13 protein-coding genes are annotated in these 13,332 nt (G+C 73.7%); 2 read left to right on the top strand and 11 right to left on the bottom strand.

Translation table 11 applies throughout. The annotated features are described in order from the left end of the window. Positions 1-46: 46 nt before the first annotated feature. From QE405_RS00425 to QE405_RS00380, 10 genes are all read right to left on the bottom strand, one after another. A complete protein-coding gene (locus QE405_RS00425; RefSeq protein ID WP_307198259.1) occupies positions 47-1,030 on the bottom strand; it encodes an ABC transporter substrate-binding protein in 984 nt (327 codons plus the stop codon). Between the two features lie 217 nt (positions 1,031-1,247). Further along, complete coding sequence (locus QE405_RS00420) at positions 1,248-2,309, bottom strand: aldose epimerase family protein (RefSeq protein ID WP_307198258.1); 1,062 nt, start codon at positions 2,307-2,309, stop codon at positions 1,248-1,250. 379 nt (positions 2,310-2,688) lie between these two features. Continuing rightward, a complete protein-coding gene (locus tag QE405_RS00415; protein WP_307198257.1) occupies positions 2,689-3,726 on the bottom strand; it encodes a LacI family DNA-binding transcriptional regulator in 1,038 nt (345 codons plus the stop codon). A 97-nt stretch (positions 3,727-3,823) separates the two neighbouring features. Beyond that, positions 3,824-4,276 (bottom strand): pilus assembly protein TadG-related protein, encoded by a 453-nt coding sequence (locus QE405_RS00410; protein ID WP_307198256.1) that lies wholly within the window; start codon positions 4,274-4,276, stop codon positions 3,824-3,826. Then, positions 4,273-4,764, bottom strand: a complete 492-nt coding sequence (locus tag QE405_RS00405) for a hypothetical protein (RefSeq protein ID WP_307198255.1) — start codon at positions 4,762-4,764, stop codon at positions 4,273-4,275. Before QE405_RS00405 ends, QE405_RS00410 begins: the two co-directional genes overlap by 4 nt. Next, a complete protein-coding gene (locus QE405_RS00400) occupies positions 4,761-5,114 on the bottom strand; it encodes a TadE family protein (RefSeq protein WP_373459431.1) in 354 nt (117 codons plus the stop codon). The genes QE405_RS00405 and QE405_RS00400 overlap by 4 nt, the downstream gene beginning before the upstream one ends. A 43-nt stretch (positions 5,115-5,157) precedes the next feature. Then, on the bottom strand, positions 5,158-5,403 hold the full coding sequence (locus tag QE405_RS00395) for a hypothetical protein (RefSeq protein ID WP_307198253.1): 246 nt from the start codon (positions 5,401-5,403) through the stop codon (positions 5,158-5,160). 87 nt (positions 5,404-5,490) lie between these two features. Then, the gene (locus QE405_RS00390) at positions 5,491-6,438 is read right to left on the bottom strand and encodes a type II secretion system F family protein (RefSeq protein WP_307198252.1); all 948 of its coding nucleotides are present in this window, start codon (positions 6,436-6,438) and stop codon (positions 5,491-5,493) included. Continuing rightward, positions 6,435-7,289, bottom strand: coding sequence for a type II secretion system F family protein (locus tag QE405_RS00385; protein WP_307198251.1), 855 nt, complete (start codon positions 7,287-7,289; stop codon positions 6,435-6,437). The genes QE405_RS00390 and QE405_RS00385 overlap by 4 nt, the downstream gene beginning before the upstream one ends. Before the next feature lies 1 nt (position 7,290). Continuing rightward, complete coding sequence (locus QE405_RS00380) at positions 7,291-8,604, bottom strand: CpaF family protein (protein WP_307198250.1); 1,314 nt, start codon at positions 8,602-8,604, stop codon at positions 7,291-7,293. Positions 8,605-8,842: 238 nt separating this feature from the next. Here QE405_RS00380 and QE405_RS00375 point away from each other — a divergent pair, with 238 nt between their 5' ends. Both QE405_RS00375 and QE405_RS00370 read left to right on the top strand, forming a co-directional pair. Beyond that, on the top strand, positions 8,843-9,079 hold the full coding sequence (locus tag QE405_RS00375) for a hypothetical protein (RefSeq protein ID WP_307198249.1): 237 nt from the start codon (positions 8,843-8,845) through the stop codon (positions 9,077-9,079). 160 nt (positions 9,080-9,239) lie between these two features. Next, positions 9,240-12,257 carry a fibronectin type III domain-containing protein gene (locus QE405_RS00370; protein ID WP_307198248.1) on the top strand — a complete coding sequence of 1,006 codons (3,018 nt, stop codon included), beginning with the start codon at positions 9,240-9,242 and terminating at the stop codon, positions 12,255-12,257. Positions 12,258-12,537: 280 nt separating this feature from the next. Here the strand turns inward: QE405_RS00370 and QE405_RS00365 are convergent, their stop codons facing one another. Then, positions 12,538-13,332, bottom strand: coding sequence for an HAD-IIA family hydrolase (locus QE405_RS00365; protein ID WP_307198247.1), 795 nt, complete (start codon positions 13,330-13,332; stop codon positions 12,538-12,540).

Raw genomic sequence — 13,332 nt, 5'->3', positions numbered from 1 at the left:
GGGATCGCCGACCGCGCCCGCGGTGACCGCGGGGTGGGGGTGGTGCTCAGTACTCGCGGGTGGGCAGCGCCTCGGCGGCCTGCTCCTGCGTGAAGGTCGTCTCCTCGGTGACCACGCGGCGCGGCACCTCCTCGCCGTCGATGACCTTCTGCGCGAGGTCCATCAGCTGGGGGCCGAGGAGCGGGTTGCACTCGACGATGTAGTTGATCTTGCCGTCGGCGAGCGCGGTCATGCCGTCCTTGACGGCGTCGATCGTGATGATCTTGATGTCCTCGCCGGGCACGAGACCGGCGGCCTCGATCGCCTCGATGGCACCCAGGCCCATGTCGTCGTTGTGGGCGTAGACGACGTCGATGCCGTCCTCCGACTGCAGGAAGGCCTCCATGACCTGCTTGCCGCCGTCGCGCGTGAAGTCACCGGTCTGCGAGGCGCCGATGGAGATGGTCGGGTCGGACTCGATGACCGACTCGAAGCCCTCCTTGCGGTCGATCGCCGGCGCGGCACCGGTGGTGCCCTGGAGCTCGACGACGTTGATGTCGCCGTCGCCGTCGACGTCCATGTCAGCGGCGTTGTCGACCAGCCACTGGCCGGCCTTCTCGCCCTCGGCGACGAAGTCGGAGCCGAGGAAGCTCACGTAGAGCGACTCGTCCTCGGTGTCGACCGCGCGGTCGGTGAGGATGACGGGGATGCCGGCGCGCTTGGCCTCCTGCAGCACGGCGTCCCACCCGGTCTCGACGACGGGGCTGAAGGAGATCACGTCGACGTCCTGCTGGATGTAGGACCGGATCGCCTTGATCTGGTTCTCCTGCTTCTGCTGGGCATCCGTGAACTTGAGGTCGATGCCCGCCTCCTCGGCGGAGTCCTGGATGCTGGCGGAGTTGGCCGTGCGCCACCCGCTCTCGGCGCCGACCTGGGCGAAGCCCATGGTGATCGTGCCGTCGTCGGCGCTCGCCCCGTCGCCTCCACAGGCGGAGAGCGTGCCGGCGCCGAGGGCGACCACGCTGGCCGCGACCAGAGTCTTCTTGATCATGCTTTCCTCCAGATCCAACGGGCTCCGTCGCCCTGTGACCGGTGTCACTGATGAGGAGTGTGAGCGCTAACATTCTGCGCCGTCAACAGTTCCGGCGAAATCGCTCCGAAGAAATGTGAACGCTCACTTTCGGGGTGCGCCGGACGACGGCGTCCACCGCCCCACCCCGGTACGCCGCGGGGCGCGGTCGCGCCGTACGTGCGGCTCGCGCGCCGCGTCAGTCAGCGGCGCGGAAGACCCACTGGTGGCGCGCCGTGTAGCGCTCGCCGGGCTCGAGGACGGCGCTCGGCCAGGCCGGGTGGTGGGGGCTGTCGGGGAAGAGCTGGGGCTCGAGCGCGATGCCGTCGCCCTGCCGGTAGAGCCCGCCGCCGACCGCGGGGAGGGCGCCGTCGAGGAAGTTGCCGGTATAGACCTGCAGGCCCGGCTGGTCGGAGCGGAGCACCAGCTCGGTGCGGGTGGCGGGGGCGGTGAGGACGGCCATCGTGCGCAGGCCGTCGGCGTCTCCCGGGGCGTCAGCCGGGGGGTCGACGACGAGGTTGTGGTCGATGCCGCGGGCGTCGCGCAGCTGGGGGTGGTCGGTGCGCAGCACGGCGCCGAGGCGCTGCGGCTCGCGCAGGTCGAAGGGGGTGCCGTCGACCGGGGCGTGGTCGCCCGTGGGGATGCCCTCGGCGTCGACGGGGGTGTAGTGCTCGGCTGGCACCCGCAGCAGGTGGCCGTCGATCGTGCCCGCGTCGCGGCCCTCGAGGTTGAGGTAGGCGTGCTGCGTCAGGTTCACGACGGTCGTGCGGTCGGTGGTCGCGGTGAACGCGATGTCGACCGACGTGTCCGTGACCGTGAAGGTGACCTCGACGTCGAGGTTGCCGGGGAAGCCCTGGTCGCCGTCGGGGCTGGTCAGCCCGAAGCGGGCTTCATGACCGTCGTGGTCGAGCAGGTCCCAGAGCCGGCGGTCGAACCCGTCCGGCCCGCCGTGGAGGTGGTGGCCGCGGTCATGGGTGCCGAGCGTGTGGTCGCCATCGGGCAGCGGGAGGTGGCCGTCGCGGATGCGGTTGGCGTAGCGCCCGATAGTGCCGCCGATGTAGTCGCCCGAGGCGAGGTAGGTCGCCGAGCTCCCGTGACCGAGCGCCACGTGGCGGCGGACGCCGTCGCCGCCGGTGATCTCGAGGTCGTGGACGGTAGCGCCGAGGGTGAGGAGTCTCAGCGTCGGACCAGGCGCTTCCCCGAGCTCCACGAGGTGCACGTCGCGGCCGTCGGGGAGCTGGTCGAACACGCGCGCCGTCATGATGTGAACGTTAACATCGGGTGGGACTGGTGGCTGCGTCTCACGCCGGACGTCATGCGTTGCGGTGGCGCCGGGCGGCGGCGATCGGCCAGGGCGAAACTGTGCGCCTGGGGTCGCCCGGATCGAGCGGGACCCGTCCCAGCCGCACATTTCTCGCCGCCCGGCCAGCCCGACCGAGGCCCGCGGCACCCGCCAGCGGAGTCCGCGGCGGGGCGGCGGGCGATCGGCCAGGGCGGCGGGCGATCGGCCAGGGCGAAACTGTGCGCGTGGGGTCGCCCGGATCGAGCGGGACCCGTTCCAGCCGCACAGTTCTCGCCGCCCGGCCAGCCCGACCGAGGCCCGCGGCACCCGCCAGCGTGGTCCGCGGCGCGATCGCCGGTCAGGCGCGGCGCGGCGCGGCCGTCGAGCGTCGCTCGACGAGCGCCGGCACCGTGAGGCTCGACGGGGCCGCACCGGTGCCCTCCAGGGCGTCGAGCGCCTTGGCGACGGCGCGGGCACCGAGGGAGGCGAAGTCCTGCCGGACGGTGGTGAGCGGAGGCCAGAAGTAGGCGGCCTCCGGGATGTCGTCGAAGCCCACGACGCTGACGTCGTCGGGCACGGATCGGCCCGCCTCGTGCAGGCCGGTGAGCACACCGAGCGCCATCCCGTCGTTGGCGGCGAACACGGCGGAGACGCTGGGGTCGCTGCCGATCCGCTGCCCGGCGGCGTGCCCGCTGGGGGGCGTCCAGTCGCCCTCGATCTCGAGGCCGGGCTCCTTCCCCCGCTCGGCGTGGGCGCGGAGCCAGCCCTCGCGGCGCTGGGCCGCCTCGACCCAGCGCAGGGGCCCGCTGACGTGGGCGACCTGCGGGTGGCCGAGGTCGAGGAGGTGGGCGGTGGCCGCGTACCCGCCCTGCTCCTGGTCGATCCCCACCGCGTGGTCCTCCTCCGGGCCGACGCCCTGGGTGAGCACGAGGCGCACGGGGAGGTCGAGGTCACGCGCGGCGGCGACGACGCTCTCGTGGGCGGCGGCCACGACGATGACCTCGACCATCTGCTCGAGGAGGCGGTCGACGGCAGCGCGGAGGGAGGCGCTGGTGGGCTCGGAGAGGCCGACGAGGGCGAGCTCGTAGCCGGCCGCATGCGCCGCGTCCTGCATCGACGAGGCGATCATGCTCGGCCCGTAGAACCCCAGGTGCGCGGCCACCATCCCGATGCGCCGAGACCGGTTCATCGCCAACGATCGCGCCGCGCCGTTGCGGCGGTACCCGAGCTCGGCGATCGCCGCGACCACCCGCTCGCGGGTCGCACCCTTCACCTGGGGCGAGTCGTTGAGCACCCGCGAGACCGTCTGGTGGGAGACCCCCGCGAGGGCCGCGACGTCCGCCATGCTCGGGGCGCGGCCCGCCCGGGGCCGCGCGGACCCGCCCTGCTCCGTCATGGCCGGATCCTAGTGCTGCGCTTCCCCGTCGCCCCGCCGGACGTCATGCGCGGCGATGCCCCCGGCCACCGAACCGCATGACGTCCCGAGGGCCGCATCAGCCCAGCTGCAGCGCGGCGCTCCCCGACGCGGTGACCGGGGTGTCACCCGGGCCGCCCGGCAGCTGCAGCGGGAGGTCGAGCGGCGCGGAGACGAGCACCTCGACACTGCCGTCGGCGACCCGGGTCGTGAAGGTGAGCCCCGGGTAGCGGCGGTGGGCGTCGACGTCGGCGAGGTACGCCGCCACCGCAGCCTCCGCCGCCTCGGTGCCCTGCCGGGCCCGGCCGTCGTCGGCGAACCCGCCCTCGTAGACCTCCTCCCCCGTCGCCCCGGCATCCGCGCCGGCCAGGGCCGCACCGTCGGCGATGGTCGCGAGGCCCTGGCGCTGCAGGTACGCCGCGGAGGCGTCCACCACGACCGCCAGGAGCATGAAGAGGACGCCGGCGAAGCCGACGATCATCAGCGTCGTCTGGCCGCGCTGGTCGCGGCGGCCCGCCGAGCGGCGGATCACGGCCCCGCCTCCCGGAACTGCCCGTACGGCACCGCGTGCGTCGACTCCAGCGCGAACGTCGGCGTACCCCCGCCCAGCACCTCCGGCATGAACGGCAGCTCCGTGCTGGTCCCGACGACCACCGTGATGACCGCGCCGGGCTCGCGGCACACGGCGACCCCCGTGCGCCGTGCGTCACCGGCCCCACCCGGCGCGGAGCACCGGACGTCCACCGTCAACGGGCGATCGACCCCCTGGTCGGCCAGCGCCAGCTCGGCGGCGGTCTCCGCCGCACGCAGCCCCTCCTCGTGGGTCGGCGCCAGCGCGTAGGCCCGCGCCGCGACCCGGGAGGCGGACGTGACCCCGAACGCCCCGCGCTGCACCTCGAAGACCGCGAGCACGATGTAGACCACCGGGACCAGCAGGAGGATCCCCAACCAGGTCAGCTCGATGACAGCACTGCCGCGCTGGTCGCGCCGGGCGGACCGGCGCTGATGTGCGCGCGTCATCCACCACTCCCGTCGACCACTTCCTCGACGGCGTGGCCCCGCACCCGGATGCTCACCGCGGGGCCGCCCAGGCCGAACGCCGGGACCGTCGCCTCGACGGTCACCCGCACGCCGGGCTGTCCCTCCACGACGTGCTCCTCGATCCGCACCTCGTCCGCAAACCGTGCCGCCAGCGCACGCGCGATCTCCTCACGCGTGCGCTGCTCGCCGTCGGCGAGGTCGTGGTCGTACGTCGCCGCGTGCCGCGCCCCCTCCGACGCCGCGGACGTCAACGTGTTGCGGACGTGCAGGACGAGCGCGACCTGCACGATGCCGGCGAACAACGGGAGGAGCACGGCGAGCACCAGCACGAAGTCGACGATCGCCGACCCGCGCTGGTCGCGGCGGCGTCGCCTAGCCGAGCCCACTGACGCTGCCGAGAGCCCGCGCCAACATGGCGTTGAGCTCCGGCCCGGCGAAGGTCCAGATCGCGTAGACCAACCCGGCGGTCATGACGGTCACCATGACCCACCCGGGGACGTCGCCGCGCTGCGTGCGCCGACGCACCCCGACCTGGTCGGGCAGCGCCAGTCGGGCGAGCCACGCCCCGAGGACGACGACGGACCGGACGACGGGGGTGAGGAGTCCCGAGACGGACATTGCCCCTCCTTCTCTCTGCTTCCTTGCTGGTGGTGGCTGGTGGTGGCTGGTGGTGGCTGGTGGTGGCTGGTGGTGGCTGGCGACGGATCAGGGCGCGACGAGCCGGAGCCCGACCACGCCCGGGTAGAAGACGAACAGCACGGTGACGGGCAGCACGAGGAAGACGACCGGCACCATCATGACGACCTCGCGACGGGCGGCGGACTCGATGAGCTCCCGCCGACCCGCGTCCCGCACCTCGGCGGCCTGGGCGTGGAGGACGTCGGCCAGCGGCGTACCGCGCTCGACGGCCACGGCGATGCCCGAGGCGAAGCGGGCGACGAGCGGGAGGCCGGTCGTCGCGGCCATCCGGTCGAAGGCTTCGGCGACCGGCTCGCCGGTGCGGATCGCGGCGAGCACGGCGGCCAGGTCGCGGGAGAGGTCGCCCCCGCTGCGCGCGACGACGCGCTCCAGGGCGGCAACCGGGCCCTCGCCCGCAGCGACCGCGAGCGCGAGCAGCTCGGCCACGGTGGGGAACTCCTCGACGATGCGGCGCTCGCGGCGCCGTACCTGCGCCGTCAGGCGCTGCTCCCGCGCCAGCACCCCGCACACGAACGCGAGGAGGCAGAGCACCACCGAACCGACAGCCGCTCCGGGGTCGGCGAGGGTGCGCACCGCACCCCACACGGCAGCGGCGCCGAAGGCGGCGAGCCCCCAGACCACCTGCTCGACGCGGAAGTCGTGCACCGACCGGTCGAGTCCGGCGCGGGCGAGACGGCGGCGTACGGACGCACTGCCGCCCAGCACCTTCTCGACGGCATCGGCCGCGCGCCGCACGCTGGGGCCGAACACACCGACCACCGCGGCTGTCGTGCCACCGCGTCCCGGGGCCGTCGTCGGACGCGTCGGGCCCTCGACGGGCGTGACGGCGCGGACGTACGGCAGCACCCGCAGCTCCAGCGAGGGCCGCCGGATCGCCCGGACGCGCGCGAGGACGAGCACGAGGCCACCCCCGGCGACGAGGCCGAGCAACGCACCCCACCAGGCCGGGCTCACTGGAGGATCCGCCGCTCGACGGGGAGACGACCGATCCAGGTCATCAAGCGGTAGGACGCCACGCACACCAGCGCGCCCACGACGAGGACGACGGTGCCGGTCGGTGTCGCGTAGCGCCGGATCACCTCGCCCTGGAACGCCATCATCAGCAGCACCAGCCACGGCGCGGCGACCGCGAGGCGTGCCCCGTTGACCGTCCACGCCTGACGGGCCGCCAGCTCGGAGCGGAGTCGTGCGTCGTCGCGCAGGTAGCCCGACAGGTTGCGGAGGAGCCGCCCGAGGTCACCCCCGCCTACCTCGCGCGCGACGCGCAGCCCCTCGACGACGCGGTCGCCGACGGGGTCCGCCAGCCGTTCCTTCAACCGGTCGAGGCAGTCGGAGAAGCGGCCCGTCACCTGGTAGTCGAGCGCGAAGGCGGCGAACGCCGGCCGCAGCGGCTCCGGCCCCCGCTCACCGAGGGCGACGAGGGCGTCGGGCAGCGACAGCCCGGCGCGCACGGCCGAGGCGAGGTTGTCGACCGCGTCGGGCCAGACGTCCGCGAACTCCGCCCGTCGCCGACGGGCGCGGGCACCGACGAGCGCCACGGGCAGGTACGCCGCGAGCAACCCCATCACGACCGCGACCGGCGCCGTGCGGGTCAGCACCTGGAGGAGGAACGCCACCGCGACGCCGAGGACCCCGCAGAGGACCAGCAGCGACGACGCGGACACGTGGCCGAGTCCCGCCGCGAGCAGGCGCGTGGTCAGGGGCCCGGGTGTGCGCGGAGCCGAGCGCGGTCGGCGCGGCACGACGAACGCGGACCAGACGAGGAGCAGGCCGATGCCCACCCCGAGCCCGACGACCGCCCCCACGTCAGGCCGCCAGGATCCGGTGCACGTCGATGCCGGCGCGCTCGAAGGCCGCGAGGCGCGGCGCATGACCGTTGGCGCGTCGCAGCTCGCCGGCGGACCGCACGAAGAGGGGCTCGACCTCGATGACGTCGTTCTCCACCCGGCCGGGCACGCCGACGATCTCGTTCACGCGGCGTACGCCGCCGGCGTCGATGCCGAGGTGGACGACGAGGTCGACCGAGCTGGCCACGGTGGGCACGACGAAGCGCGAGGAGATGTTCTCGCCGGCGAGCAACGGGAGCGTGCACATCTTGACCAGGGCCTCGCGTGCGCTGTTGGCGTGGAGCGTGCACATGCCGGGGAGTCCCGAGTTGAGGGCGAGGAGCAGGTCGAGGCACTCCTCGGCGCGCACCTCGCCGACGACGACCCGGGAGGGCCGCATCCGCAGCGCCTCCTTCACCAGCGCGCGCAGCGGCACCTCGCCCGTGCCCTCGAGTCCCGCCTGGCGGGTCTGGAGGGCGACCCAGTCGGGGTGCGGGAACCGCAATTCGAAGACTTCCTCCGCACTGATCACCCGGTCGCCCCCGGGGATCGCGGCCGCGAGGCAGTTGAGCATCGTGGTCTTGCCCGACTGCGTTCCTCCAGCCACCAGGACGTTCAGACCCGCCCGCACCGCCGCCGTCAGGAACGCCGCGGCCTGCGGGGTCAGCGACCGCAGCTCGACCAGGTCATCCAGCCGCGCCGCCCGGAGCACGAACTTGCGGATGTTCACCGCGGTGAAGCCGCGGCTGATGCCCTCGAGCACCACGTGCAGCCGGTGCCCGTCGGGCAGCATGGCGTCGACGAACGGGCTCGAGACGTCGAGCCGCCGACCGCTGCTCTTGAGCATGCGCTCGACGAGCTCGGCCACCTGCGCGGGCGTCAGCATGAGGTTCGTCAGCTCGTGGCGGCCGTTGCGAGCGACCCAGATGCGGGACGGGTCGTTGATCCAGACCTCCTCGATCGTCGGGTCGTCGAGCAGCGGCTGCAGCGGACCGAACCCCGCGATCCGCGCCACCACCTCGGCCACGACCGCCGACGGGTCCGCCAACCGCTGCACCGCACCGGTCAGGCTCCGCTCGTCGTGCTCGCGCACCGCGGCCTCCGCCAGACGGCGCACCGCCGCGGTGTCGCGCTGCGGGTCGATGCCCTGGCCGCGGACGGCCTCGCGCACCATCGAGTCCAGCGCATCCACGACAGCCGCAGGAGCCGCCGGCGCCACCGGCGCCACCGGCGCAGGACGCGCAGAAGAGCTGGCAGCGCCGTCAGAGCGCGCCGGAGCGTCGGCGATCGACATGAGTTCCTCGTCCCGAGTAGAGGTCCATCACGAAGCGAGAACATTGGACGACGCTGCGCACAGCCAACGCAACCGCTTGTCCACAATTTCACCAAGCGAGAGACCCAGTCGAGCTGTGGACAACCCGTTGCGCCATTCCGACGTGCCCATCTATGTTGGGCGCGGCGCTCGGGTTCGCCCCGGGGGGAAGCGCCACAGCTCGACACCTCCTCCCCCTCGGGGCACAGGAGGAGGTGCGATGACGCTCGCGACACTGGCCTCTCCTCTCGCGCTCGGCGTCGGCGCGGTCATCGGGGTGGTTCGTGCCGCGCGACCGGGATGGCCGATGGTGGCCGCCGGCCTGGCGCTCTGCGCGGGGCTGTGGCTGTTGACCGATCCCCTGGCCAGCAACGACGGCGCGCTCGTGTTCTCGACGTCCGCGATGCTCTACGCGGCGACCAGCACGGGGGTCCGCCAGCTCAGACCGTCCCCGTAGAAGTTCCCTGACCCCACCGGGCGCGGCGACCCGAGCAGCTGCGCCCGGTGGTCCCTCCGACCGCCCCGCGCGATCACCCGACGACCACCCGGAGAACTACTCATTTGTAGTTCAACCTCTTTCGTCCCACACGTCTCTCCAGCCCCATAGATTGCCCTGCGTGCTGGTCGACCTCCCCCCTCGATGGCGCGCGCCCTCCCCCGTGCGGCGCGTCGTCACCCTCGCCGTCGGCCTGCTGCTGCTCGCCAGCGCGCTCGCTGCCGTCACGCTCACGACGACCTCCGCCCCGGCGGACGCGGCCGTCGGCGGGACCCGCGTCGTGGTCTACATGCCGTTCGACGGCGGTGGCCGGACCGGCATCGTCGCGCCCAAGGACCACACGCCCCGCCTGCTCGGCGGGTTCTCCTGGGACATCCACAAGGGCCCCGGCGCCGCCGTGAAGCCCAACATGCGCTCCTTCGACGGCGACGTGACCCTCAAGGTCTCCAGGGTCGCGAACAACAACAACGGCGCCGGCACGATGGTGACCCTCGACGTCATGGTCAACGGCGGCTTCGTCTCCCAGATCCGCTACGGCCACCTGCGCGACGTGCAGGTCTCGACCAGCACCCCGGCGTTCCCGCCCGGCACCACGATCGGCTACCTCGCGACCGGCACGGCCCCCAACAGCGCCTGCGCCGACGGCACCTCCGACGGCTGGCCCTACTCCTCGTCCTGGCGCGTCTGCACCACCAGCGGCATCCACACCCACACGGACTTCCAGAAGGCCTGCTGGGTCAAGTACGACAACTACGCGGTCATCGGCGCCGACGCCCCCATCGCGATGCTCTCCACCGCGCTCCCCACCGCCAACAACGCCGCCTGCGACAGCACCGAGGTCGCCTACGCCGGGGTCGACCGCGCCGACGAGGGCGACTTCGTGCGCTACGCGGGCAGCATCTACCGCATCGTGGGCGGAGCGCCGACGTACGTCAGCAGCTGGGCCGCCGTCGGCGGCCAGAAGCCCGAGCACGTCTACACCGCCGCCCACTGGGCGACCCTCAAGACCGCGATCCCCGACAACACCTACCTGCGGGGCTACGGCTCGAAGCGCCTCTTCCGGGTGGCCGGCGGCGCGCCCGTCTACATGCCCGACATCACCGCGCCCGCGGGGGTCGTCGACGTCGACGACAAGGTCGTCGACGCGATCGGCACCGACGCGCGCTACGACGTGCTCCGCCAGATCCCCGCCGAGGGCACGATGCTGCGCGCCGCCTACTCGGGGCGCATGTTCGTCGTCGCCGGCGGCGCACCGCTCCGGGTCGACGACGTCGCCGCGTTCGGCAGCCCCCGCGTCGTCTGGGTCGGCGAGGAGACCGTCGACAAGGCCGGCCAGACCGGCGCCGGCGGGGCCTTCACCCACCTCCGCTCGCGGCCCCCCGAGGGCACCTACCTCAAGGGCCGCACCAGCAACGACGTCTTCGTCGTCGCCGGTGGCTCCCCGCAGTGGATCGACTCCTGGGACGGCTTCGGGGCCCGCCCGACCACCAGCTGGGTCGACGACGCGGCCATCGACCGCGCCGGCACCGGGGGCGACTGGGACCGGCTTGCGGCGTACCCCGCCGAGGGCACCCTGCTCCGCGTCCCCGCCGGCAGCGGCGGGAGCGCGAGCGAGCGGTTCTACCGCGTCGCGGGCCGCGCGCCGATCGCCGCCACCTCCGTCGCCGCCATCGGTGGCGAGGTCCCGCCCGCGGTCAGCGTCGCTGCGACCGCCGTCGACGGTGCCGTCGACACCCCCGACGTGGCCGTCGACCGCCGCCACGCCCACCTCCGTGCCACCCCGCTCGACGGCACCTTCGTCAGCGCGGTCCTCAGCAGCGGCGCGCGGGCGACCGTGCACGTCTTCGCCGGTGGCGCCGCCTTCACCGTCGATTCGTGGGACCCCTACGGCGGCACCCAGCCCGTCGTCCGCGTCGACGCCGCCGCGCTCCGCAACGCCGGCTCGACCGCGGCGCCGTGGGGCGGCCACGTGCGCCGTACCGCCACCGACGGCACCCTCGTGCGCTCCACCGTCACCGACCCCGTCAGCGGGGCCGTCACCCCCGTGACCGCCCGGGCCGCCGGCGGCGCGCTCATCCCCCTCGCCGACTGCGCGGCGGTCGCCACCGGCGACGCGTGCGGCTCGCCGACGACGCTGACACCCGCGACGTACGACAAGCAGCGCACCGCCACCCCGCGCCCCGCCGACGGCACCGTCATCCGCTTCGTGCCCTCCGGCGAGACCGTCGTCATCGCCGGCACCACCTGCACCCCCGCCCGCACCGAGGCCGAGCGCGCCCGCGCCGTCGCCCTCGGCGACGAGGACCTCCGCTGCGACGCGACCGTGCCCAGCGCGCCCACCGGCGCGAGCGCCGTGCGCGGCGACCGGTCGGCGACCGTCACCTGGGTCGGCGCGGCGGACGACGGGGGCAGCCCGGTGACGGGGTACGTCGTGCGCGGCACCGCCGTCGACCAGCCGCCCGTGAGCGTCAGCGTGCCCGCGGACGCGACCACCGCGACCCTCACCGGGCTGCGCAACGGCGCCGGCTACAGCTTCCGCGTCGTGGCCGTCAACGCCGTCGGCGAGTCCGAGGCCTCCACGCCCACCGCCGTCGTCACGCCCGCCGGGGTGCCCGCGACCATCGCGCAGCCCTACGCGAAGGCGACGGTGAACGACATGTACCTCGCCTGGTATCCGCCCGACCCCAACGGCGAGCCGATCAGCCACTACGTCGTGCGCCGCAACGGCGAGACCTTCACCGTGCCCGCCGACCGCACCCGCATCGACTTCACCGACCTGCCGCGCGGCACCTACGACTTCACCGTCACCGCCGTCAACGTGATCGGCGAGTCCGTCGCGAGCCCGACGCGACGGGTCACCATCACCGTCGCCGCCCCGGCCGCCCCCGCGCCCCCGAAGGTGACCGTGAGCGGCCGCAACGTCACCGTCTCCTGGCGCCCGCCGCCGTCGGACAACGGGGCGCGCGTGCTGCAGTACACCGTCCAGCACAACAGCACCTTCACCACCGTGCCGGCCAGCCAGGGCACGCTGACGTTCCGCAACCTGCCGGCGCGCAACCACTACTTCGTCGTCTACGCGACGAACGTCGCGGGGCAGAGCCCGCCGAGCCAGCCGCCGGTGAAGATCACGCTGAAGTGAGGCCGGCTCCGGGACGTCATGCGCACCGCCGCCCCCGGGCACCGCACCGCATGACGTCCGGGGGGCGCGGCCGACCGACCACCAGAGGCTCCGAAATGTGCGGCTCGGACGTGTCTCGCCCCCATCCCGACTGCCCCAGCCGCACAGTTCCGTACCCCGCCAGCCGGCGAACCGGCTCGCCGAGAACACCGCCGCTCCCACTGCGGGACGTCATGCGCACCGCCGCCCCCGGGCACCGCACCGCATGACGTCCAGGGGTCGGGCGCGGAACCGACCCGAGCTAGATCCGCCCCTCCGCCACCAGCGGCACGACGTCGGCGATCGACTCCGCGATGCGCGTCGGCTGGTAGGGGAAGTTCCCCACGTGCGCCCGCGGCGTCGAGCCGGTCAGCACGAGGATCGTCCGCAGGCCCGCCTCGAGCCCCGACACGACATCGGTGTCCATCCGGTCGCCGATCATCACCGTCGTCGCCGAGTGCGCCTCGAGCCGGTCGAGCGCGCTGCGCATCATGAGCGCGTTCGGCTTCCCCACGAAGTACGGCGCGCGTCCCGTCGCCGCCGTGATGAGGGCCGCGACGGCACCGGTGGCCGGGAGCTTGCCCTGCTGGCTCGGGCCGCTCGGGTCGGGGTTGGTCGCGATGAACCGCGCCCCGCCCTCGACGAGGCGGATGGCACGGGTGATGGCCTCGAACGAGTACGTCCTGGTCTCGCCCAGCACGACGTAGTCCGGGTCGCGGTCGGTCTGCACGTAGCCCACGTCGTGGAGCGCGGTGGTCAGCCCGGCCTCCCCCACGACGTACGCGGTGCCGTGCGGCCGCTGGTCGGCGAGGAACTGGGCGGTGGCGAGCGCGGAGGTCCAGATGCGGTCCTCGGGGATGTCGATCCCGCTGCCCAGGAGGCGGGCGCGGAGGTCGCGGGGCGTGTAGATCGAGTTGTTGGTCAGCACGAGGAACTCGAGGCCGGACGCCTGCAACGTCTCCACGAACTCGGCGGCGCCGGGGATCGGCTCCTCCTCGTGGACCAGCACGCCGTCCATGTCGGTCAGCCAGGTGCGCACCGGCGCTCGTTCGCTCAT

This window comes from Nocardioides zeae, assembly GCF_030818655.1.
Classification (GTDB): domain Bacteria; phylum Actinomycetota; class Actinomycetes; order Propionibacteriales; family Nocardioidaceae; genus Nocardioides; species Nocardioides zeae_A.
This window is presented reverse-complemented; position numbering and strand designations above follow the sequence as displayed.

What these genes read in the sequence shown, in the direction of transcription:
- QE405_RS00405 (WP_307198255.1), bottom strand. Translation starts at nt 4,764, where the DNA reads ATGACGCGCGCACATCAGCGCCGGTCCGCCCGGCGCGACCAGCGCGGC.
- QE405_RS00395 (WP_307198253.1), bottom strand. Translation starts at nt 5,403, where the DNA reads ATGTCCGTCTCGGGACTCCTCACCCCCGTCGTCCGGTCCGTCGTCGTC.
- QE405_RS00365 (WP_307198247.1), bottom strand. Translation starts at nt 13,332, where the DNA reads ATGAGCGAACGAGCGCCGGTGCGCACCTGGCTGACCGACATGGACGGC.
- QE405_RS00375 (WP_307198249.1), top strand. Translation starts at nt 8,843, where the DNA reads ATGACGCTCGCGACACTGGCCTCTCCTCTCGCGCTCGGCGTCGGCGCG.
- QE405_RS00420 (WP_307198258.1), bottom strand. Translation starts at nt 2,309, where the DNA reads ATGACGGCGCGCGTGTTCGACCAGCTCCCCGACGGCCGCGACGTGCAC.
- QE405_RS00415 (WP_307198257.1), bottom strand. Translation starts at nt 3,726, where the DNA reads ATGACGGAGCAGGGCGGGTCCGCGCGGCCCCGGGCGGGCCGCGCCCCG.
- QE405_RS00425 (WP_307198259.1), bottom strand. Translation starts at nt 1,030, where the DNA reads ATGATCAAGAAGACTCTGGTCGCGGCCAGCGTGGTCGCCCTCGGCGCC.
- QE405_RS00380 (WP_307198250.1), bottom strand. Translation starts at nt 8,604, where the DNA reads ATGTCGATCGCCGACGCTCCGGCGCGCTCTGACGGCGCTGCCAGCTCT.